Origin of the sequence: Bacteroides sp. An322 (genome assembly GCF_002161765.1) — a bacterium.
GTDB classification, from domain to species: Bacteria; Bacteroidota; Bacteroidia; order Bacteroidales; family Bacteroidaceae; genus Phocaeicola; species Phocaeicola merdavium.
In genome coordinates this window covers 22,306-45,174 of record NZ_NFIN01000001.1, presented here as the reverse complement: position 1 = coordinate 45,174, position 22,869 = coordinate 22,306, and the positions used below count along the sequence as shown (strand labels likewise).

General features: G+C 42.5%; 14 protein-coding genes. 9 read left to right on the top strand and 5 right to left on the bottom strand.

All coding sequences use genetic code 11. The annotated features are described in order from the left end of the window. Window positions 1-173: 173 nt before the first annotated feature. From B5F91_RS00155 to B5F91_RS00140, 4 genes are all read left to right on the top strand, one after another. Window positions 174-1,016: a prephenate dehydratase gene (locus tag B5F91_RS00155; protein ID WP_087427110.1), complete on the top strand. Its 843-nt coding sequence runs from the start codon at window positions 174-176 to the stop codon at window positions 1,014-1,016. Beyond that, window positions 991-2,175, top strand: coding sequence for an aminotransferase class I/II-fold pyridoxal phosphate-dependent enzyme (locus B5F91_RS00150; protein WP_087427109.1), 1,185 nt, complete (start codon window positions 991-993; stop codon window positions 2,173-2,175). The genes B5F91_RS00155 and B5F91_RS00150 overlap by 26 nt, the downstream gene beginning before the upstream one ends. Window positions 2,176-2,337: 162 nt before the next feature. Then, the gene (locus B5F91_RS00145; protein WP_087427108.1) at window positions 2,338-3,405 is read left to right on the top strand and encodes a bifunctional 3-deoxy-7-phosphoheptulonate synthase/chorismate mutase type II; all 1,068 of its coding nucleotides are present in this window, start codon (window positions 2,338-2,340) and stop codon (window positions 3,403-3,405) included. Between the two features lie 93 nt (window positions 3,406-3,498). Next, window positions 3,499-4,272: a prephenate dehydrogenase/arogenate dehydrogenase family protein gene (locus B5F91_RS00140; RefSeq protein WP_087427107.1), complete on the top strand. Its 774-nt coding sequence runs from the start codon at window positions 3,499-3,501 to the stop codon at window positions 4,270-4,272. Between the two features lie 186 nt (window positions 4,273-4,458). On the opposite strand, the gene B5F91_RS00135 is transcribed toward B5F91_RS00140, so the two are convergent. The 4 genes from B5F91_RS00135 to B5F91_RS00120 all read right to left on the bottom strand — a co-directional run bounded on the left by B5F91_RS00135 (window position 4,459) and on the right by B5F91_RS00120 (window position 8,782). Beyond that, the gene (locus B5F91_RS00135) at window positions 4,459-5,040 is read right to left on the bottom strand and encodes a porin family protein (RefSeq protein WP_087427267.1); all 582 of its coding nucleotides are present in this window, start codon (window positions 5,038-5,040) and stop codon (window positions 4,459-4,461) included. Window positions 5,041-5,275: 235 nt separating this feature from the next. After that, on the bottom strand, window positions 5,276-6,778 hold the full coding sequence (locus B5F91_RS00130) for a family 10 glycosylhydrolase (protein WP_087427106.1): 1,503 nt from the start codon (window positions 6,776-6,778) through the stop codon (window positions 5,276-5,278). 93 nt (window positions 6,779-6,871) lie between these two features. Further along, window positions 6,872-7,330, bottom strand: coding sequence for a hypothetical protein (locus B5F91_RS00125; protein ID WP_087427105.1), 459 nt, complete (start codon window positions 7,328-7,330; stop codon window positions 6,872-6,874). A gap of 81 nt (window positions 7,331-7,411) precedes the next feature. Further along, window positions 7,412-8,782 carry an MATE family efflux transporter gene (locus B5F91_RS00120; protein ID WP_087427104.1) on the bottom strand — a complete coding sequence of 457 codons (1,371 nt, stop codon included), beginning with the start codon at window positions 8,780-8,782 and terminating at the stop codon, window positions 7,412-7,414. Window positions 8,783-8,997: 215 nt separating this feature from the next. Between B5F91_RS00120 and B5F91_RS00115 the strand changes: the two genes are divergently transcribed. The 5 genes from B5F91_RS00115 to B5F91_RS00095 all read left to right on the top strand — a co-directional run bounded on the left by B5F91_RS00115 (window position 8,998) and on the right by B5F91_RS00095 (window position 21,745). Further along, on the top strand, window positions 8,998-11,811 hold the full coding sequence (locus B5F91_RS00115; RefSeq protein WP_087427103.1) for a helix-turn-helix domain-containing protein: 2,814 nt from the start codon (window positions 8,998-9,000) through the stop codon (window positions 11,809-11,811). A gap of 237 nt (window positions 11,812-12,048) precedes the next feature. Beyond that, window positions 12,049-14,976 (top strand): TonB-dependent receptor, encoded by a 2,928-nt coding sequence (locus tag B5F91_RS00110; RefSeq protein ID WP_087427266.1) that lies wholly within the window; start codon window positions 12,049-12,051, stop codon window positions 14,974-14,976. A 20-nt stretch (window positions 14,977-14,996) separates the two neighbouring features. After that, complete coding sequence (locus B5F91_RS00105) at window positions 14,997-16,619, top strand: RagB/SusD family nutrient uptake outer membrane protein (RefSeq protein ID WP_087427102.1); 1,623 nt, start codon at window positions 14,997-14,999, stop codon at window positions 16,617-16,619. Window positions 16,620-16,785: 166 nt separating this feature from the next. Next, window positions 16,786-19,242, top strand: a complete 2,457-nt coding sequence (locus B5F91_RS00100; RefSeq protein ID WP_087427265.1) for a TIM-barrel domain-containing protein — start codon at window positions 16,786-16,788, stop codon at window positions 19,240-19,242. 25 nt (window positions 19,243-19,267) lie between these two features. Next, window positions 19,268-21,745, top strand: a complete 2,478-nt coding sequence (locus B5F91_RS00095; protein ID WP_239416090.1) for a TIM-barrel domain-containing protein — start codon at window positions 19,268-19,270, stop codon at window positions 21,743-21,745. Between the two features lie 85 nt (window positions 21,746-21,830). Here B5F91_RS00095 and galE read toward each other — a convergent pair whose 3' ends face one another. Next, complete coding sequence (galE, locus tag B5F91_RS00090) at window positions 21,831-22,865, bottom strand: UDP-glucose 4-epimerase GalE (protein ID WP_087427100.1); 1,035 nt, start codon at window positions 22,863-22,865, stop codon at window positions 21,831-21,833. Window positions 22,866-22,869: the final 4 nt, after the last annotated feature.

Sequence of the window (22,869 nt, the reverse complement as noted above, 5' to 3'; positions counted from 1 at the left end):
TTTGCTACATACTTCTTCTTTTTCTTTTATTACTTTTACTTTAGCAATGAAGTGAAGCGGGAGTTTGTATGTGTACGTTAAACCAAAACAAACAAGAAAAAACGAAACTAATATGATACGAAATCCCGCTTCCAAACGAAGACGGGATTTTTTATTTTAAAAGCATTTGGAAAATGAAAAGAATAGCCATACAAGGAGTACCGGGCTCGTATCACGACATCGCAGCCCACAAATACTTTAAGGACGAAGACATCGAATTGATTTGTTGCAATACGTTCGAAGACGTGTTCGGCGAAATGAAACGCGATGATAATGTTTTGGGAGTGATAGCCATTGAAAATACGATTGCAGGCAGCTTGCTCCATAATTACGAATTATTGCGCGATAGCGGAGCCACTATTATCGGCGAACACAAATTGCGCATCAGCCATAGCATCATGTGCTTGCCCGGCGAAGATTGGAGTACCTTGACCGAAATCAATTCGCATCCTGTAGCTTTGGCACAATGCCGAGACTTCCTGCAACACCATCCGCACCTGAAAGTGGTGGAAACCGAAGATACTGCCGGAAGCGCGCGCGACATCAAAGAGAAAGGATTGAAAGGGCATGCCGCCATCTGCTCGAAATATGCAGCCGAACTCTATGGCATGAAAATCCTGCAAGAGGGAATCGAGACAAATAAACACAATTTCACCCGCTTTCTCGTGGTATGCGACCCATGGATAGCCGATGACCTACGCGAGCGTTCGAAGCTGAATAAGTCGAGCATCGTCTTCTCCCTTCCTCATAACGAGGGAAGTCTTTCGCAAGTATTGTCTATCTTTTCGTTCTATAAAATTAATCTGACCAAGATACAATCGTTGCCCATCATCGGACGTGAATGGGAATACATGTTCTACGTCGACGTGATGTTCACCGATTACCTGAGATACAAACAATCCATAGATGCCGTAACCCCGCTTACCAAAGCACTTAAAATATTAGGAGAATATGCAGAAGGAGAATCAACTTTATAACATCCAGCCCGCCGACCGGTTGGCGAATGTAAGCGAATATTACTTCAGCCGAAAGCTGAAAGAAGTGGCACGCATGAATGCCGAAGGAAAAGACGTTATCAGTTTAGGTATCGGAAGCCCTGATATGCCACCCTCGGAAGAAACCATTAATGTATTGTGCGAGAATGCTAAGAAACCCGATGCGCATGGTTACCAGCCCACTGTGGGTATTCCTGAATTACGCCGCGCCATGGCAGACTGGTACAAACGCTGGTATAACGTAGACCTGAATCCCGATACGGAAATCCAACCACTTATCGGCTCGAAAGAAGGCATCCTGCACGTTACATTGGCTTTAGTGAATCCGGGCGACCAGGTATTGGTACCCAATCCGGGCTATCCCACATATACATCGCTCAATAAGATATTGGGAAGCGAAATCGTCAACTACACTTTGCGCGAGGACAATCATTGGCAACCCGACTTCGATGAACTGGAACAAATGGACCTGAGCCGCGTGAAAATCATGTGGACCAACTATCCGAATATGCCTACCGGAGCCAATGCCACGCTGGAATTGTATCAAAAGCTGGTGGACTTTGCCCGCCGTCACAACATCGTGATAGTAAACGATAACCCGTACAGCTTCATCCTGAACCGCAAGCCCATCAGCATCCTAAATATCGAAGGAGCGAAAGAGTGCTGCATCGAATTCAATTCGATGAGCAAGAGCCACAACATGCCGGGCTGGCGTGTGGGCATGATTGCCACGAATGCCACCTTTATCCAATGGATATTGAAGATAAAGAGCAACATCGACTCTGGCACATTCCGTCCTCTGCAACTTGCCGCCGCACAAGCCTATCAGAATAGCGCGGAATGGCATGAAGAAGCCAACTTTAATGTATATAGCCGACGCCGGAAATTAGCTGAGGAAATCATGCGCACCTTAGGATGTACGTTCGACCCTGAACAAGTGGGCATGTTCTTGTGGGGCAAGATACCCGACACGTATGCCGATGTAGAAGACCTGACCGAAAAGGTATTGCATGAAGCCCGTGTCTTCATCACACCCGGTTTTATCTTTGGAAGCAACGGAAAGCGGTACATCCGTATCTCGCTCTGCGCCAAAGACGAGAAATTAGCGGAAGCCTTGAAACGAATCAAAGCGATTATGTGATTCTTTTAAAAACGCAGATTAACGCAGATTTTCGCGGATAACAATCTAAAATCCTCCGTGATACCCTGTGTCCTCTGTGGTGAATAAAAATATCAGCGTTAATCTGCGAAAATCTGCGTTTCAAAAACACTTAAAAACTTATGAACTTAAAAACTTAAAGATATGGAACTCGAATTACAACCCATCGAACTGGAAGGCGTATCAAAGGAACGCCCAGTTGTCATTGCAGGACCTTGCAGTGCAGAGACCGAAGAACAAGTGATGTCAACCGCTACCCAACTTGCCAACAAAGGAATCAAAATCTTCCGCGCAGGCATTTGGAAACCGCGCACCAAACCCGGAGGCTTCGAAGGTATCGGTGTAGAAGGATTAGCATGGATGAAAAACGTGAAGAAAGAAACCGGCATGTATGTAGCGACCGAAGTGGCTACGGCTAAACACGTGTACGAATGCCTGAAAGCCGGAATCGATATCCTTTGGATAGGCGCACGCACTTCTGCCAATCCCTTTGCCGTACAGGAAATTGCTGATGCACTGAAAGGTGTGGATGTCCCCGTGTTGGTCAAGAATCCGGTTAATCCTGACTTGGAATTGTGGATAGGCGCCTTGGAACGCATCAATGCAGCCGGATTGAAACGATTGGCTGCTATTCATCGTGGATTTTCTTCTTACGACAAGAAAATCTACCGCAACCTGCCCCAATGGCACATCCCTATCGAATTGCGCCGCCGTATCCCGAACCTGCCTATCCTTTGCGATCCAAGCCATATCGGAGGCAAACGCGAACTCATTGCCCCGCTTTGCCAACAGGCGATGGACTTAGGTTTCGACGGATTAATCGTAGAATCGCATTGCAATCCGGATAGTGCTTGGAGTGACGCTTCGCAACAAGTAACCCCGGATGTACTCGACTACATCCTGAATCTATTAGTCATCCGCAAAGAGCACCAGACTACCGAAAGCCTGCACGAATTGCGTCAGCAAATAGACGAATGCGACAATAACCTGATGGAAATCCTCGCCAAACGTATGCGCGTATGCCGCGAAATCGGTACGTTCAAGAAAGAGCACAACATGACTGTCCTCCAAACTGGACGTTACAACGAAATCCTCGACAAGCGCGGAGCACAAGGAAGTCTCTGTGGCATGGATCCCGAATTTGTAAAAACCGTATTCGAAGCCATACACGAAGAAAGCGTGCGCCAACAATTGGAAATCATTAATAAATGATGTATTTAGTGAATAATGAATAGCGAATAATGAACAACAAAGATGTCGTTAGCCACTATTAATTATTCACTTTTAATTATTAACTGAAAAAAGATGAAGATTCTGATATTAGGAGCCGGCAAAATGGGCTCCTTCTTTACTGATGTATTGAGTTTTGAACACGAAGTGGCTGTATTTGAAACAGACCCTAAGCGGTTGCGTTTCATGTATAATTGCTACCGGTTTACAAAAGAAGAGGAAATCGAAGCGTTCCGTCCCGAATTGGTCATCAATGCCGTGACGGTGAAATACACGCTTCAGGCGTTCAACCAAGTCATGCCGTTCTTGCCTAAGGATTGCATCATCAGCGATATCGCTTCGGTAAAGACCGACTTATTGGCGTTTTACGAACAATGCGGATTCCGCTATGTATCCACTCACCCCATGTTCGGACCGACTTTCGCCAACTTAGACCAACTGAGTTCGGAGAATGCCATCATCATCAAGGAAGGCGACCATTTGGGAAAGATATTCTTCAAAGACCTGTACCAACGTTTGGGCTTGAACATCTTCGAATATACTTTCGATGAACACGATGAGACCATGGCTTACTCGCTTTCCATTCCGTTTGTATCTACTTTCGCCTTTGCGGCAGTGATGAAGCATCAGGACGCACCGGGCACGACCTTCAAGCGCCACATGGCAATAGCCAAAGGTGTATTGAGCGAAGACGATTATCTTTTACAGGAAATTCTGTTCAACCCGCGCACACCTGCCCATGTGGAAGGCATCCGCACCGAACTGAACGAGCTATTGGATATCATCAACCAAAAAGACGCTACTCGGATGCGTGCCTATCTGGAGAAGATTCGAGGACATATAAAGTGAATGTGCTAATGAACAAGAGGTTGTCTCAAAATGGTAATTGAGTATCAAAAAGTAATGTCATTCTGAGCGAAGTGAAGAATCTCGTGTGCATCAGCTTGTGTTTTCGAGATCCTTCACTACGTTCAGGATGACAAAATGAAAGCTAATTTCTATTTTGAAACAGCCTCTTTCCCGAGTTAGTATTTATTAGAAAATATAGCCAACACCGATAGTGAAGGTCATATTCTTGGGCTTATCGCCATTATATCCACTCGGGAAATCAAACGGAGAAATAAAGCCATTTTCTCCCGTGAAATTAACAATATAACGTTCTGATAATTCTACGCCAATTCCCCATTGGATACCTAAATCGAAACGTTTCATATTCATTCCATCAGAACTGAATAACTTAATATCCGAATTGCCCTCCTTATATTTACCACCAAGTCCTACTGCAAAATAAGGACCTGCATTCACAACAAACTTAATATCGTCTGTAATATTTGCTTTCCAAGCAGCCATTACCGGAATTTGCATATAAATTGGACGAGCCTTTTCTTCGTCAAGTTTATAACCTTTTGACTCGAACATCAATCCCGATTTCAGAGACCAAACATCAGTAAAGGCATAATCCATGCCTAACCCTACCTTAAAGCCTGGCAACATTTTCGCATCATCAGCTTTTGTCATGTTACTAAAGTTCATACCAAGCTGAACATCCCAACGTACTTGTGAGTACCCTGCAAGGGCTATCAGCCCAAACAACATTGTTAATACTAACTTTTTCATAGTCCGTTTATTTAAAATTACAGCCAGCCCCTTTCTGACCCAATCAAATTTACACTCACATTTGCCGGAAATGAAGGGACGCCTTTTTAAAAGAGCCATTTCCAACATGTTCTGTTAATACAAAGTTAGAAAATCAATCTTCATCTGCAAATTTATATCCTAAGAAAAAGTAGTATAAAAGTTCTTTTTAATAATCTTATAGTCCAAAAAACATAAGTATTTATCGCTTTCGGAACTATAATCTTATCTTCTTTTTTACCGCTTTCGATTCATTTTGCAAACGGTCGAGGGCAGTCACTACATAGCGATACTTCGTTTTTCCATTCTCGTATGGAAGTTTATAAAAACAATTATGTGTAATGGCAACAATGCGAGAAGGGTCTTTCAGATTTACTTTTTCCCTATTCCCAAACCGATAAACCACGTATTGCACCGCTTCGTCCATTATATCCTTGGCTTTTGGAGCGGTCCAAAACAAGATGTATCCATCTTCGGTCCATACAGGTTTCACCTTACGCACTTTCTTGGGAGCCTTATCATCCATAAAGGGATAATGAGGTTGAAGAGCCGGATACCGATGATAAACTTTTTCCAACATATCACAATAATTCCCCGGATTATTCACTACGGCTCCTGCATACCATTGGCAACTTCCTTGTACCGTAGGAAAAGAACGTTGTAATTGGTATTTCGCCGGCATCTGATGCTGGGCAGGATTCTTCAAATCGGCTTTAGAAACCGTGCGCATTACGTCTTGACCGATAAACAAAGGACGAGCCGATGAATGTTTTGCCCACCAACGTATCAAGGTATCATAATCAGCCGCTGGATGTCCGATTTCCCAATATACTTGCGGAATGTTATAATCCACCCAACCGTTGTTTACCCACAAAAGCACATCGGCATAGAGGTCATCGTAATTTTGAAGCCCATTGGTATCGCTTCCATTCGGGTCTGATTTCTTATTCCGGTAAATACCAAAAGGTGAAACTCCAAATTTCACCCACGGTTTGCAATCACGCACCGTTTCATGAATTTCCTTTATCAATACATTTACATTATCGCGTCTCCAGTCCGCTTTATTGGTAAAGCCCCGTCCGTATGCCGCAAAGCTGATATCATCGGGAAAATCCATACCGTTTACCGGATAAGGATAGAAATAATCATCCATGTGAATGGCATCTATATCATAACGTGAAACAATGTCACGTACGATTCGGCAAATGTACTTCCGTGATTCAGGTTGTCCGGGGTCGAAATACAACTGACCTCCATAGCGCACGAAGAGGTTCGGGTATTTGCTGTAAGGATGAAGCGGAGAAAGTGCCGTTGTGCCTTTTGTTTGTGCCCGGTACGGATTAATCCATGCATGAAGTTCCATGCCCCGCTTGTGGCATTCGTCTATCATGAATTGCAAAGGATCCCACATAGGATTCGGTGCTTGTCCTTGTGCGCCGGTCAAGAACCGGCTCCATGGCTCGTATGAAGATTTATAAAGTGCGTCACATTCTGCACGTACTTGAAAGATAATCGCATTAATACCTGCTTCTTTCAACTTATCCAGTTGGCTAATAAGCATAGCCTGCATCTGCTGGGGAGGCATTCCTTGAAATTGTCCGTTTACACATTGTATCCATGCTCCGCGAAATTCCCGTTTCGGATATACGGTTTGTGCTCCTATCGTTTGCCATACAAATAAGCAAAGCAACCAAACCGCCAAAATCATTTTTGCTTTCATTGTCATTTACATTATTTTCAGTCGGGGGCAAAGATAGTGAATTTCATGATATGCCCTATCATTTTCGTCCGGACTTTATGATATGCAAAATGGCTATCTTTGCGCATTTAACATTTTGTGCAATTGATACAGATTTCCAGCCGTATTTTTCCTCACGTTTACTACTTTATATAGCTGTATGGAATTATTTTCATCTACCAAAAAATCAAAAGCCGATTGGGGTAAATACAAGATGTCTGTATCAGTCTGTTTTAACTCATCAGGTATTGAATGACATGTTAGTACTAATAAGGAGTCCATTCTTTGAGACGATAGATACAAGGAATCTTTATTTTCATCCGCATTTTTCCCGATAAAAAGAAAATACATGTACGGTTTTATTTCGTATAATGAATCGACCGATGTATATCGGAAATGAAGCATATCCGGTATGTCTTCTTTCACGGATTCCATCCATGTTTTCGCTACATAAGCAGTTATTTCTTTTCTATTAAAAGCGACTAGCAATACTATAATAGCAATCAATATGTACCAAACAACGGCTTTTTTCATAGTTCGAATCGTTTCTTTATTTCTTCATCTTTACAAATATAATTTAATTCTCCGAAATAGGTTCTATATATTGAACTTATATTAATTATGTACAGTAGAAATTTGTTCTTTCACTACGATGTGCTGTAATCGCCGGTAGACGTACGAGAACGCGGGAATGAGAAACAGGCAAGCGAAAAGCCAGGCGGTAGGGTCTCCGAAGCAGACCCCCATAAAGCCGAATATCGGGACTATGATAAGACTAACCAAGACTCGGGCAACCATTTCCGACACACCCGAAAACATTGCCAGCTTGGTATACCCCGCTCCTTGAATGCTATAACGGAGTACACTGAGTAATCCCAATAAAGGGAAAAAGGAGACATTGATGTGGACAAAAAGGGCGGTATCTTTAATGATTTCCGTTTCGCTTGGGGCAATAAATAAAAGGGCAATTTTGTCCGCCCATCCCCAAATGATAATATTTACCGCTACGATGTAAATCATCATCATAACGATAGCCGACTTGATGCCTTGCCAAATCCGGTCGGGCTTTCCTGCACCGTAATTCTGACCGCTATAGGTAGCCATTGCCATACCCAAACTATCAAGGGCGCATAAGAAAACCATTTTGATGCGCATAGCTGCCGTAAATGCAGCCACACATGCTGTACCTAATGCATTATTGGCACTTTGCAGCATGATGCTGCCGATAGCGGTAATCGAAAATTGAAGTCCCATCGGCACTCCGATTGATAAAAGTTGTTTTGCCAATTCGGGACGATAACGCCGGTCGGAGGCTGTAGTGCGCAATATCTCGAATTTGCGGTTCATATAGAAATAGCAAAGTACGGCAGATACTCCTTGTGAGAGAACCGTAGCAATGGAAGCTCCGGCTACTCCCCAATTTAATATTAAAATGCAAAATAAGTCGAGGAAAATATTCAGCACCGTAGAAAGAAGCAAGAACCAAAATGGTGTTTTGCTATCTCCCAATGCCCGGATAATACTCGATAAAAGATTGTAGAAGAACGTACAAGGGATTCCGATAAAGGTGATAAGCAAGTAGTAATATGCTCCTTCGAAGATATTTTCGGGCGTTTGCATACTCTTTAAAATGAATGCGCAAAGCAAACTTGTAATAACCGTAATGATAACCGACATGACTCCAGAAATCTTCAGGCTGACCGAAACATAACGGCGCATCGTGACATAATCTCTTGCTCCGAATTTTTGTGCTACGGGAATAGCAAAACCACCGCAACATCCGTTACAAAAGCCTAATATCAAAAATACCACAGAGGTGCTTGCGCCTACAGAAGCCAATGCGTTGATGCCTAGGAATTTACCGACAATTGCAGCATCTACCAGTGAATAGGTCTGTTGTAATAAATTTCCCAATAAAAGGGGTAAAGTGAAATTGAATATCAACGGCAAGGAAGGCCCCGCTGTCATCTCTTTTGATTGTGCCATACTACTCCAACTAAAAATCGGTGCAAAATTAGGTGAAAGCGGACGATTGTGTATCTTTAAGATGAGAATAATCGGATTTTGATTGAAAATCTTGCGCTATATCAAGAATTGAAACTCATTATTTGAAATATGATTTTTAAAGTATACATTTGGATTTGGAGAAAGAATGATGTATCTTTGTTGAAACCTTCAAATCAAATAACTGAAACGGGAATATGAGACGTTTGCTCCTTATTATATATATGTGTGCAGTATGGGCAACAGGTTATAGCTTTGCAGAAGCACCTTTTGTGGTTTTTACGCCCATAGATGCTACGCAAGGATTGTCGGGCAATCGGGTGCGGAACATAACCCAGCTTCCCGATGGACGTATGTTAATAACCACGGTCGGGCAGTTTAACTTGTACGATGGTACGGGATTCACTTACCTGCATTATGGGCAAGAACATATTTGCAAACTTTCTACGTATGAAGGATTTCATCATGAATATATAGACGGGCACGGGCATGTCTGGATGAAAAACTGGGAAATGCTTATGGCGGTGGATATAACCCAAGAACAGGTTGTGGTTCATCCGGATAGCTTGTTAATGCAATGGGGGATAGACGAGCCTTTGAACGATTTCTTCATGGATGAAGAGAAAAACTTTTGGATAGTGACGGAAAGTGATAAATTGGTTTGCGTTGATAATGAGGATTTACAAGCAAAATGTATTTTACGTCAGGTGTTTTCTTTGTCCGGACAAAAGGATGATTCGATTTATGATTTGGCTGTATCCAAAGGCAAACTCTATCTGTTTTATAAGTCGGGTGTCTTGTTTTGTTATGATTTAGTTTCCAAAACCGAATTATATAGAAAGTGGTTGGGTAATATTCTTTCTAAAGAACGGTATGGACGAACATCGTATATCGTGACGGTTGAAGACGGTTTTTATCAACTTTGTAACGGGAGTCAAGGGGGCGTACTGCTTTATTTCGATTATACATCAAGCGAATGGACTGAAGTGTTACGTCCTTCTGGTTGGGCTAATTACATTTCGCTTGACCATAAAGGCAATATTTGGTTAAGCGGTACAAACGGCTTGTGGTTTATTTCTTCAGATTTGAATCAGAAAGAATATATTCCTGTCTTGAAATTGGTAGACGGACGTAAAATCGAAACCGAAGTGAGTACACTTTATTACGATGTCCGAGGCGGATTGTGGGTCGGTACACTGAATAGAGGTATACTTTATTATCACCCTGACCGTTTTCGTTTCCGTAACATCGGACGGACTTTATTTCCGGTTACAGGTGATGAGGATTTACAGGTTACAGGCTTTAGAGAAACCGATGAACATCAGATATTGGTGGAGACTACGGAAGGCGTATTTGAATATACTCCTGATAATGCACTTTCTCCATTGAAGAAAACAGGCTTGTCTGTATCTCGTAAAAATATTTCGATAAGCGATTCATTGCACATTTCGTCTTTGCACTCGTGTAATGATGCATTGGTTGATGCTAAAAAGAATATTTGGATAGGGCAAGAAGACGGATTGGTGTACTGGAATCCGAGAACAGGTGTTAAACGTATATTTTATACAACAGACGGTTTGGTTAATAATGTAATCCGTTCAATTATTGCGACTTCTGATTCAACGCTTTGGATTGCTACAGCTAACGGACTTTCTTATTTGACGGTTCATTCAAGGAGAGACGGAACAGACCGTTATTCATTTGCTAATTTCAATCAATTAGACGGAGTTATCGAGAATGAATTTTGTCCCCGTTCGGTCTTTCAAGCTTCTGACGGTACGATTTATTGGGGCGGCATCAATGGATTCAATAGTCTTTCTTCTTCCAAATTAGTATTGGGGCAACCTCCTTTTGTCCCGCTTTTTGTTGGTTTTAATTTGTTTGGCAAACGGGTAGAGCAGGGGATAGCATACGATGGTAGGGTGATTTTAGAACGTCCTTTGTCGCAAACGCAAGAGATTATATTGGATTATGACCAAAACTTTTTCTCATTGGAGTTTTCTGCTTTAAATTATATCAATCCTACCCAGACGTATTACCGGTATTGTTTGGAGGGATTGGATGAAAAAGAATTGCAGATGCGTTCTTCAGACGGACGTGGATATGTCACTTATACCGATGTGCCTCCCGGAACATATTGCTTTCGGGTACGGGCGACGCGCAATGGCGAGAATTGGCAAAAATGTTATGCGGAATTGCAGATTACGGTAAAACCTCCTTTTTGGCAGACTTCGTGGGCTTACTTGCTTTATGTAGTAATGGCATTAGGGGCGGTTGTAGCTTCATTAACGGGTTATTTACGTTATAAGAAGCGTTGTTTGGTGCGTGAGCAGAAAGAAAAGTTGGATGAGATGAAAGGGGTATTTCTACAAAATATCAATCAAGAGTTGCAGGCTCCTGTAGAAAAAATGTTGCCCTCTCTGGATGAGGCACTCCTTTTAGTAAATGAAGGTTGTACGAAGCGTCGGCTGCAGGGGATAAAGCAGGAGACCATAGGATTGAAAAATCTGATAGGGCAATTGGCTGAGGGCGTATTACTTCCTTTGCCTGCAGATGAGAAAACACTTGACTTGGACGCATTATTGATGGATATGCGCCGTTTGTTGGAACAGCAGGAGGAACGGAAAAAGCAATCGCAGGAGAAAGTGTCGCCTGATGAAGAAAATTCTTTATTGTCGGAATCTGATGAGGCTTTTATCCGGAAGGCATTGCATTATGTAGAGATGAACCTCACGAATCCGGCATATTCGGTAGAGGCATGGAGCCGTGACCTTTGCATGGACCGTACCGGATTATACCGGAAATTAGTCGCTATAGTAGGAAAAACGCCGACTAATTTCATCCGTTCCGTTCGTTTGAAGCAAGCTGCTCATTTATTGGAGGAGGGGTATACGGTAGCCGAGGTGGCAGATATGGTAGGCTTTAGTACATCGAGCTATCTCAGTAAATGTTTTCAGGAGGAATTTGGGGTACGCCCTTCCCAATATGTAAATAGAAAAGGAAAGCACTGATAATTAATGCGGTTTTCAACATTTGTATTATTCTTTTCAACATGAATATATTAGTACATGGTGTTGAATAAGCTATTTTTGTATTGATAATTATGCATAATTGCAAAAACTTTATGTTAATAAAAACTAATCTTAATCATGAGAAACTTAAAAAGAATGGTGTTGGCTGGTTTAGCCGCATTTTGTTTGAATGTGCCGGCATTTTCGCATTCAGTCCCTTTGGATACCGGCAAGGAAATGAAAGAAGCTGTTGAATTATCGCAACAACGGCAAGAAAAAATCAAAGTGTCAGGAAAAGTGGTGGACAAGAACGGAGAACCAATTATTGGCGCCTCTATTAAAGAGGAAGGTTCTGCAAACGGTACAATTACTGACTTGGATGGAAACTTTTCATTGGAAGTGGCAAAGAAAGCTATGCTTGAAATCTCTTTTATTGGCTTCAAGCCTGAACGTGTATTGGTTCAGTCAGGCAAAACTTTGCAAATAATCATGCGCGAAGATACGGAATTGCTGGATGAAGTTGTGGTAATCGGTTATGGTACACAGCGTAAAGGAGATGTGACCAGTGCGGTTGCTAGTGTAAAAGCTGATGATTTTGTAAAAGGTGCGGTAAAAGATGTCGGCCAGTTGATTCAAGGTAAAGTCGCTGGTTTGGCTATTACTAATCCGAGCGGTGACCCGGCTGGAGGTACACAGATTCGTTTAAGAGGAACGAATACCATTGGTGGAGCAAATACCAATCCTTTAATATTGATTGACGGAGTCCCGGGTGACTTGAGTACTGTAGCGCCGGAAGACGTAGAAAGTGTGGATGTGTTGAAAGATGGTTCTGCTGCAGCTATCTATGGTACACGAGGTACGAATGGTGTAATTTTGATTACAACCAAGCAAGCTAAAGGAGGTGATATTTGTGCGGTAGATTATAGTGGATACATCAGTACCTCTATGTTGGCAAGCAAATTGGATATGCTGGACGGACGTGAGTTTGCTGCATTGTATCCAGATTATGATTATGGATATAATACAGATTGGGTAGATGAAATAACCCGTACTCCAATCAGTCATGTGCACAATCTTTCTTTGATGGGAGGTAATTCAAAGACCAGTTACATAGCCAATATCAACTATGCAGACCGTCAGGGAACGATGAAGAAATCTGATTTTGAAAATTTCCGCGGACGTGTTGAAATTACGCATCGCATGTTTGACGATAAGGTTAGATTGAAATTCGGTGTATTCGGAAGAAAAAGCCAAATGGAATCTACAACTAATGGAGGAAGTTTCCGTGGAGGTGTTTATTCACAGGCTACACGCCGTAATCCGACCGAACCTATCCGCAATGAAGACGGCTCGTGGTATGAGAATGTGAATAAATTTGAATATGAAAATCCGTTGGCTTTGTTGTATGAAGCAAGTGGAAACGTGAAACGGACAGAATTGCGCTATAATGGAAGCATTACATATAATCCGATTAAGGATTTGACGTTATCTGCCATGTTCTCTTATACTCGTAAAAACATGAACCGAGGATATAATGAAACTCAAAACCATATTTCTGCATTACGTGACCATAAAGACGGTTGGTCTTCGGTTGGCTCTTCTACAGAAATGGAAAAATTGATGGAATTAACGGCTCAATATAATAAGACTATCAATGACCATACGTTCTCTATAATGGGAGGTTATACGTATGACGAAACTGATTATGAAGACCTTTATTTTGATAACTATGGATTCCAAGACGATTATTTTGGTGGATGGCACAATATTGGTATCGGCTCTGCATTGAAAGAAGGAAAAGCATCGGCAGGGTCAAGCAAGACGCGTACAAATCTGATTGGTTTCTTTGGTCGTGCTACTTATTCATGGAAAAACCGTTATTTGTTTATGGCTGCCTTGCGTTATGAAGGTGCCAGCCAGTTGTGGGGGACTGATAATGCATGGGGATTGTTCCCGTCTGTTTCATTCGGTTGGAGAATTACTGAAGAATCATTCATGCAGCATCAGAATCTATTCGATGATTTGAAGCTTCGTGTAGGTTATGGTGTGACTGGTTCCCAGCCTGCTAAATCATTCTTAGGTGTAGCTATGCTTAAATATGGTTCGTATGCATACGTGAATAATGCATGGATACAAACGATTGTCCCTGCTTCTAATCCGAATCCGGATTTGCGTTGGGAAGAAAAGAAAGAAACAAACGTAGGTATTGACTGGGTTTCTTGGAAGGGACGTTTGTCTGGTACGATTGATTATTATAACCGGTTGGTAGATGGCTTGATTTATGATTATGCAGTGCCTACTCCTCCGAATCTGTATAATACGACTACTGCTAACGGTGGTAAGATGAGAAACCAAGGTGTTGAAGTGTTAGTGAATGTGATTCCAGTACAAACAAAAGATTTTGAATGGAGCACAACCGCAACGTTCTCTTTCAACTCGAACAAATTAGAGAGTCTTTCAGGAAGTATCTTTAAGACCGAGTATGATTATTTCGATACAGGTTCAGTAGAATATGCCGGACAAGTGGCATCATCACACCGGGTGCAAGTAGGCGAAAGTATCGGTAATTTCTATGGATTTAAAGTGGTTGATGTGGATAGCGAAGGACGTTGGATTTATGAAGACCGGAACGGAAACTTGGTTAACTACAAAGATTTTACTCATGCTCCGGAAGACAAGCATGTTATCGGAAACGGTTTGCCGAAATATTATGCCGGTTGGAACAATAACTTCCGTTATAAGAATTTTGATTTGGCAATTACCATGCGTGGTGCATTCGGTTTCCAAATTATCAACGGTGCCCGTATGAACTATGAAAATGTGAAAAACTCCCGTGTAGAAAACCGTTTGAAATCTGTCAATGACTTGGTTTTCGGCAAGCATACATTAAGCCCAGAAGTTGAGCCGGAATTTAATAGCTATTATGTAGAGGACGGTGATTATTGGAAAATAGATAATATCACCTTGGGATATAATTTTGGTAAGATTGGGAAGTATATAAAGTCCTTACGTTTGTATGCTTCAGTTTTGAATACTTTGACCATTACAGGTTATAAAGGAATTGACCCGGAAGTTCCTACCGATGGATTGACACCGGGGTATGATACGCGAGACCGGTATCCGACATCACGTTCATTTACTTTTGGAGTCAATGTCAAGTTCTAACCTTTTAACTATTTACTACAATGAAACATATAAATAAAATATATTCAATTGGTTTGTTGGGCTTGCTTTTGGCAGGCAGCAGCGCATGTACCAATTTATTGGATGATAGCTATGGACAAGTAGTGTCTGAAAATTACGCTCCGAAAACTGAGGAAGAAGTAAGTTATTTGGTGAATGCTGCTTATATTCCTTGGCGTGAAACGCTTTTGCAATGGAACGGCGTAGTTCGTTCGCAAGAATTGTCGGCTGACCAAGATGTTATTCCTGCCCGCTTGGGAATCGGTTGGGTAGACGGATATATTTATAAGCGTTGGCATGAGCATACATGGACTACAGAGGATGACGGTGTATTGCAAGGCTGGGAACGCACTTATAACGGAATCAATACTTGTAACCGGATTCTTTCTCAGATAGAAGAGGGGGTAATTACGGTAGATGAGGCTACAAGAGAACCTTTAATCGCTGAGTTGAAGGTATTACGCGCATCTTATTATTATATATTGGTAGACCTCTATGGGAATGTGCCTATTGTGACAGATTTTAAAGATTCTTCTTTGCCTAAGCAGTCTACACGGAAAGAGGTATTCGACTTTATCATAAAAGAAGTGACCGAGAACATTGATTTATTATCGGAAACTCCACGTGGGTATTATTATGGACGTTTCAATAAATGGGCAGCCCATACATTGCTCGCTAAAATGTATCTGAATGCAGAAATATGGTCGGGTACTCCACAATGGCAAAAGTGCATAGATGAATGTGATGCAGTGATTGACTTTGCTAATTCATCTAATGAGTATGCCTTGGAAGCCAACCAAAAAAATGTATTTGTTACAAACAATGAAAACTCAAAAGAAATTATTTTTGCCTTGCCTTTTGATGAAATCTATGTAACGGGTTGGAACGATTTCGATTTCCACATGTATACATTGGCTCCGGAAAACCAGGATACTTATCAATTTACAGAACGGCCTTGGGGAGGAGTATGTGCTATCCCGCAATTTATTGATACTTTCCATCCGAATGACCTTCGTTTGGCACAAAATTATATTCAGGGTCAGCAATATACGGCTTCGGGTGAGATATTGCAACGAAGTGATGGTGAAGGACCGTTGATTTATACGAATTCAGTACCCTCGATAGATGCTTCGGATGTAGATGATGGCTACCGTTGGGGTAAGTTTGAATATGCTCAAGGAATAACCAACCGTTTAAGTAATGACTGGCCTTTATTCCGTTATGCTGATGTCTTGATGATGAAAGCGGAAGCATTGATGCGTTCGGGGCAACCGGGCGCAGGGGAATTGGTTACCGAAGTCCGCAAACGTGCATTTGAGGACATAAATGACGCTATTGTGACCGACCAGCAATTGGAAGAAGGCAGTTGCTATGATTATGGACGCCGTGATGAAAATCTGGAAACCCACGAAGGTGGAGAGGATATAAAATACGGTCGTTTCTTAGATGAATTAGGATGGGAGTTTTGTCAAGAGGGACGCCGTCGTCAAGACATGATTCGTTTTGGTGTATTTACAACGAAATCATGGTTCTCTCATGACAAGAGTAACCCGAACCGGAATCTATATCCGATACCTAATAAGATTATGTTAACCAATAGTAACTTGACTCAAAATCCTCAGTAATATAAAGTCATGTTTGTAATCCATTCGCTGTGGTATATTGCAGCGAATGGATTTTTATTTGTAAGATTCAACAATTATGTTGCTCCTTGCAACATGTGTGTATTGTGTGTGAACTGAAACGTGTTATCTTTGTAGCATCATTTATTCATATATTATAAAGATGCTTATGAAAATATTCCGATTTGTAGGGTTAGCTCTGATGCTATGTAGTGTAGGGTTATTGATGGCTCAAGAAGTGAGCCAGACAGCGTATGGCGTGAAACTAAATGTGCCGGGTGGAAATCTTCGGTGTGAAGTGCAGTTTTATACTCCTTCCATCGTGCGTATCGTGAAATATCCGCAGGCTGAAATGCCGGATGAGAAGAGCCTTGCTGTGGTGCTTGCTCCCGAAGAAACCAAGTTTAAAGTAGACGAGACTGGCGATGTTGTGACATTGGAAAGTACTGATATCATTGTTACGCTTGATAAACAAGACGGAACGGTGAAGTTTGCCGACAAAGAAGGAGTGCTTTTGTTAGCAGAACAAGGCATGCCTTCGTTCAAGCCTTGCGAAAACGAAGTGGATAAAGGATACTATCGTGTCCGTCAGGCTTTCCGCTTGGATAAAGATGAGGCTATTTATGGTATAGGTCAGCATCAGACGGGTAAGATGAATCAACGGAATCTGAGGAAATATCTTATCCAAAGTAATTTGGAAGATTCCAGTCCGTTCTTCCAGTCGGTGAAGGGTTACGGTTTGTATTGGGATAACTATTCTCCTGTTATGTTTACCGATAATGCCGAAGGCACTTCGTTCGATTTTGAGGTGGGGACGTGTGTGAACTATTATTTCATGTATGGTGGAAATGCTGATGGAGTGGTGGCTGAGGTACGCGAACTGACAGGACAAGTCCCAATGTTCCCTTTATGGACATACGGCTACTGGCAGAGCAAGGAACGCTATAAAAGTCAGGACGAAGTAGTAGGTGTAGTGCGCAAGTATCGTGAATTAGGGGTGCCTTTGGACGGCATCATTCAAGACTGGCAATATTGGGGACATAATTATCTGTGGAATGCGATGGATTTTACCAATCCGCTTTTCCCGAATCCGCAGGAGATGCTGGACGATGTACACGCCATGAATGCACACATGAGCATATCCATTTGGTCTTCTTTCGGACCCGCCACGAAACCTTATCGTGAGTTGTCTCCCAAAGGCTTGCTTTACGATTTCAAGACATGGCCTGCATCGGGCTTAGAAAGTTGGCCGCCTGATCCTGAATATCCGTCGGGTGTGAAGGTGTACGACGCATATTCGCCCGAAGCCCGCGACATTTATTGGAAATATTTGAACGATGGAATTTTTAAGTATGGAATGGATGCTTGGTGGATGGACTCTACCGATCCCGACCATCTTGACTTTAAGCCCAGTGACCTTGACCAAAAGACTTATCTCGGTTCGTTCCGTAAGGTACGCAATGCGTATCCGCTGATGGCTGTAGGAGGTGTGTACGATCACCAGCGTGCTGTCACGTCCGATAAGCGGGTGTTTATCCTTACCCGTTCGGGGTTTATGGGACAGCAACGTTACGGGGCTAACGTATGGTCGGGTGATACCGGTTCGTCATGGGAAAGTTTGCGCAATCAAGTGCCTGCGGGTTTGAACTACTCGCTTTGCGGTATGCCGCATTGGAACAACGATATAGGCGGTTTCTTTGCCGGACAATACAACAAGAGTTGGAACGACGGGACTGCTCCGAAGAACCCGCTTTATCAGGAGCTTTATGTCCGCTGGTTGCAATTTGGCACCTTTACACCGATGATGCGTTCGCATGGTGCAGATACACCTCGTGAGATTTATCAGTTCGGGAAGAAAGGCGAACCGGTGTATGATGCTATTGAGAAAATGATCCGTTTGCGTTATTTGCTCCTGCCTTATATTTATTCCACTTCGTGGGATGTAACTCATCGTCAGTCTACATTCATGCGTGCCTTAGTGATGGATTTCCCGAAAGACAAGAAAGTATGGGACATGAATGACGAATATATGTTCGGTAAGGCTTTCTTGGTAGCTCCGGTACTCGAAGCGCAATATACGCCCGAAAAGGTTGTGAAAGTCGATGAACAAAGCGGATGGAACCGTGACAATGCCGGAAAGGCGGAAGAAAGTATGGCTGGTGTTGATTTCACACAGAAGAAATCCGCTAAGGTTTATTTGCCTGAAGGTGCTTCTTGGTACGATTACTGGACTAATGAAAAGCTGGAAGGCGGGCAGGAGATAACCCGTGAGACCACGCTCGACCTTATACCTTTATATATAAAGGCAGGTAGTATCGTGCCGTTGGGTCCCGATGTGCAGTATGCTACCGAAAAGCGGTGGGATGCCTTGACGCTTTGCGTATATCCTGGTGCTGACGGAAGTTTCATTCTCTACGAAGATGAGTTTGACAACTACAATTACGAGAAAGGTGCTTACACCGAAATTCTAATGACATGGGACGAGTCTTCCCGTCGCCTGACCATCGGTTCCCGTAAGGGTTCGTATCCGGGTATGTTAGAGAGCCGTAAGTTTATCGTACGTACGCCTGATGGCAAAGAAGAGATTGTGAACTATACCGGTAAGAAAGTATCGGTGAAGCTATGATATAAACCAATTAAATGACATAACCATGAAAAGACGAAATTTGATTCTGTTTGCCGCACTGGCATCGTGTATGGCAACTTGGGCACAGACCTATGAGAAGACCGACAATGGAGTGAAGTTTCAGACTGCTTCGCCTGTCCTGAATGGAGAAGTGGTATTCTATGCGCCATCTATTGTACGTGTAGTGAAGTATCCGTCGGCAGAGATGCCTGAAAAAAAGAGTTATCCCATCATCAAGACTCCCGAAAAAGTAGACATTACTTATACGCAGGATGGGAACGAAGTGCAGATGACCACTTCCAATATGACTGTTACGCTTGACATTACTACTGGAAAAGTGGTTTATGCGGACGGAAAAGGAAAGACTTTGTTGCAGGAAAAGGAAATGGGAACAAACTTTGTCGCTCGTAAAGATGTGACCAAAGATGCTTATACTGTCAGCCAATCGTTTGTTCTCCAACCGGAAGAAGCTATTTACGGATTAGGACAACGTCAGAGTGGGGCAATGAATCATCGGAATCAGCAGATTCATTTGTCGAATGGAAATACGAATATCTGTATTCCTTATTTTACTTCAGAAAAGGGATATGGCGTGTATTGGGATAATCCGGGCATTTCGGATTTCAGCGATTCGCCATACGAAACTTCATTCTCTTCGCAAGTAGGACATTGCTCGGACTATTATTTCTTATACCGTGATGGTACGCAGGACGGCGTCATTGCTTGTATTCGTGATCTGACGGGCAAAGCTACCATGTTCCCGTTGTGGACCATGGGCTATTGGCAATGCCGTGAGCGTTATAAGAGTCCAGATGAATTGTGTGATGTGCTCGATAAATATCGTAAATTAGAGATTCCACTTGACGGTATTGTACAAGATTGGCAATATTGGGGATGTGACTCGAATTGGAACGCAATGAAGTTCATGAATCCTCGTTACATTAACAAGATGGGCGATGCAGAAGCCATGCGCTATCTGCCTAATGGAGAAGACCCGAATGCACATTATCCGAAACCTCGTATCAAGAGTCCTGAAGAAATGGTGGAATACGTACACAAGAACAATGCGCATTTGATGATTTCGGTATGGGCAAGCTTCGGACCATGGACCGACCAATTTAAAGAATTGGATAAGATGAATGCCTTGTTGAAATTCGAGACATGGCCTCCTAAATCGGGCGCACATCCGTATGACCCGTTCAACAAAGATGCACGTGACTTGTATTGGCGTTATCTTAGCCATTTGCATGGTATGGGTATTGATGCGTGGTGGACAGATTCGACAGAACCTGACCACTTGAATCCGAAGGACAGTGATTTCGATTTACAGACTGCAGATGGCTCCTTCCGTTCGAACCATAATGCTTTTCCTTTGGTTCATAATCGGGGTATTTATGAACGTCAACGTAATGTTTCTGATGAAAAACGTGTATTCCAAATGACCCGTTCAGGCTATTTAGGTCAGCAACATTATGGTGCGTTAAGTTGGAGTGGTGATGTGGTATCCAGTTGGAATGTATTGCGTCAGCAGATTCCAGCCGGACTGAATTTTACACTTTGCGGAATCCCGTTCTGGAATACAGACTTGGGCGGTTTCTTTGGTTGGGAATACAATAATGATTGCACCAATGTTGCTTATCAGGAACTTCATGCACGTTGGTTCCAATGGGGCTGTTTCATGCCTTTAATGCGTAATCACTGTTCTTCACCGATGATGAACGAAATTTGGCTCTTCGGCAAAGAAGGTGAGTGGGCGTATGATGTGCAGAAGCGTTTCATCGAATTGCGTTACCGTCTCTTACCTTATATATATAGTTTGAATGGTGCAGTAGTACAAGAAGACGGCATGATAATGCGTCCGCTTGTCATGGATTTTGCTCAAGACCGTAAGGCTATCTTATTGGATAATGAATACTTGTTCGGAAAAAATATTTTGGTGCGTCCTGTAACAGATCCGCTTTATACGAAGAAAGTGGAAGACAATAAAGGCGTAGCTATTGTCCCCGATGTAGCCAAGGCATCTGCTCCGGTGAAGGTTTATTTGCCTAAGGGTACGAAATGGATTGATTTTTGGACGAACGAAACCGTAGAAGGCGGACAAGAGATTAACCGTGAATGTCCTATTGATATTCTTCCGCTTTATATCAAAGCAGGAAGTATCCTTCCGCTTGGTCCAAAAGTACAATATTCGGATGAAAAGAAATGGGATAACCTTGACCTTTGCATTTATCCGGGAGCCAATGGGGAATTTACCTTGTATGAAGATGAAGGAGATAATTACAACTATGAAAAAGGAATGTTCTCTACAATCCGTTTCTCTTGGGACGATGCAACTCGTACCTTAACTATTGATGACCGTAAAGGAGAATATCCCGATATGCTGAAACGTCGTAATTTCCGCATTACTTTGATGCAACCGGGCAAGCAAACAGCAGAAACCGTTATCGTGAATGCTGATAAGAAAGTAAGCTACTCAGGAAGAAAGATTTCGGTGAAACTGTAAGCAATTAATAATTAACAGTTAATAGTGAATAACGATATCATATATCACTGTTCACTATTAACTGTTCACTATTCATTATTAACTATCATTGGATTCCGTTCTCACGCAATTTCAATTGCCAATCCCATGCCGAACGCAAGGTATCTTCCAATGATGTTTCAGCTTTCCACCCCAATTCATTGTTTGCATAAGTCGGGTCAGCCCATACTTGCTCGATATCTCCGGCACGGCGCTCACCTATTTGATAGTTTAATTTTACACCTGTTGAAGCTTCGAATGCATGAATTAGTTCCAATACTGAAACGCCTCTTCCTGTACCGATATTGAATACTTCTACCGTATCTTTTTGCTTGTTGTCCAAAATGCGGTGCATAGCTGTTACGTGAGCTTTAGCCAAGTCTACTACATAAATATAATCGCGGATACAAGAACCGTCGGGGGTATTGTAATTATCGCCGAATACGGTCAGTTTTTCACGGATACCGATAGCGGTTTGAGTTAGATAAGGGATAAGGTTTTGCGGAACGCCATTAGGTAATTCACCGATAAGGGCTGTCGGATGCGCGCCAATCGGATTGAAGTAACGCAATAAGATAGCATGGATAGGAGAACCCGAAGCAATGGTGTCGCGGATAATTTCCTCGTTGATTTGTTTGGTATTACCGTACGGCGATTCAGCTTTCTTGATAGGAGCTTCTTCTGTTACCGGAAGTTTGTCTGGTTGGCCGTAAACGGTGCATGAAGAAGAGAAGATAATGCCTTCTACATTGTATTTCGGCATCAGTTCCAACAAGTTGATAAGTGAAACAAGGTTATTGCGATAGTACAACAAAGGCTTTTGAACCGATTCGCCTACTGCTTTGCTTGCCGCAAAATGGATAATGCCTTTGATTCCAGGATATTTGGCAAATACAGCTTCTAGTTTTGCATAATCCAAGCAGTCCACTTCTTCAAAAGCCGGACGGATGCCTGTTATTTTTTCAATGTTGTCTACCACGTCTGCCCGTGAATTAGACAAATTATCTACGATTATTACATCATACCCATTGTTCTGGAGTTCGACTACGGTGTGTGAGCCAATGTAGCCCGTACCGCCTGTGACTAAAATTCTTTCTTTCATGTTT

Coding starts and splice junctions, on each gene's coding strand:
- B5F91_RS00155 (WP_087427110.1), top strand. CDS start 174: ATGAAAAGAATAGCCATACAAGGAGTACCGGGCTCGTATCACGACATC.
- B5F91_RS00150 (WP_087427109.1), top strand. CDS start 991: ATGCAGAAGGAGAATCAACTTTATAACATCCAGCCCGCCGACCGGTTG.
- B5F91_RS00145 (WP_087427108.1), top strand. CDS start 2,338: ATGGAACTCGAATTACAACCCATCGAACTGGAAGGCGTATCAAAGGAA.
- B5F91_RS00140 (WP_087427107.1), top strand. CDS start 3,499: ATGAAGATTCTGATATTAGGAGCCGGCAAAATGGGCTCCTTCTTTACT.
- B5F91_RS00135 (WP_087427267.1), bottom strand. CDS start 5,040: ATGAAAAAGTTAGTATTAACAATGTTGTTTGGGCTGATAGCCCTTGCA.
- B5F91_RS00130 (WP_087427106.1), bottom strand. CDS start 6,778: ATGAAAGCAAAAATGATTTTGGCGGTTTGGTTGCTTTGCTTATTTGTA.
- B5F91_RS00125 (WP_087427105.1), bottom strand. CDS start 7,330: ATGAAAAAAGCCGTTGTTTGGTACATATTGATTGCTATTATAGTATTG.
- B5F91_RS00120 (WP_087427104.1), bottom strand. CDS start 8,782: ATGGCACAATCAAAAGAGATGACAGCGGGGCCTTCCTTGCCGTTGATA.
- B5F91_RS00115 (WP_087427103.1), top strand. CDS start 8,998: ATGAGACGTTTGCTCCTTATTATATATATGTGTGCAGTATGGGCAACA.
- B5F91_RS00110 (WP_087427266.1), top strand. CDS start 12,049: ATGAAAGAAGCTGTTGAATTATCGCAACAACGGCAAGAAAAAATCAAA.
- B5F91_RS00105 (WP_087427102.1), top strand. CDS start 14,997: ATGAAACATATAAATAAAATATATTCAATTGGTTTGTTGGGCTTGCTT.
- B5F91_RS00100 (WP_087427265.1), top strand. CDS start 16,786: ATGAAAATATTCCGATTTGTAGGGTTAGCTCTGATGCTATGTAGTGTA.
- B5F91_RS00095 (WP_239416090.1), top strand. CDS start 19,268: ATGAAAAGACGAAATTTGATTCTGTTTGCCGCACTGGCATCGTGTATG.
- galE (WP_087427100.1), bottom strand. CDS start 22,865: ATGAAAGAAAGAATTTTAGTCACAGGCGGTACGGGCTACATTGGCTCA.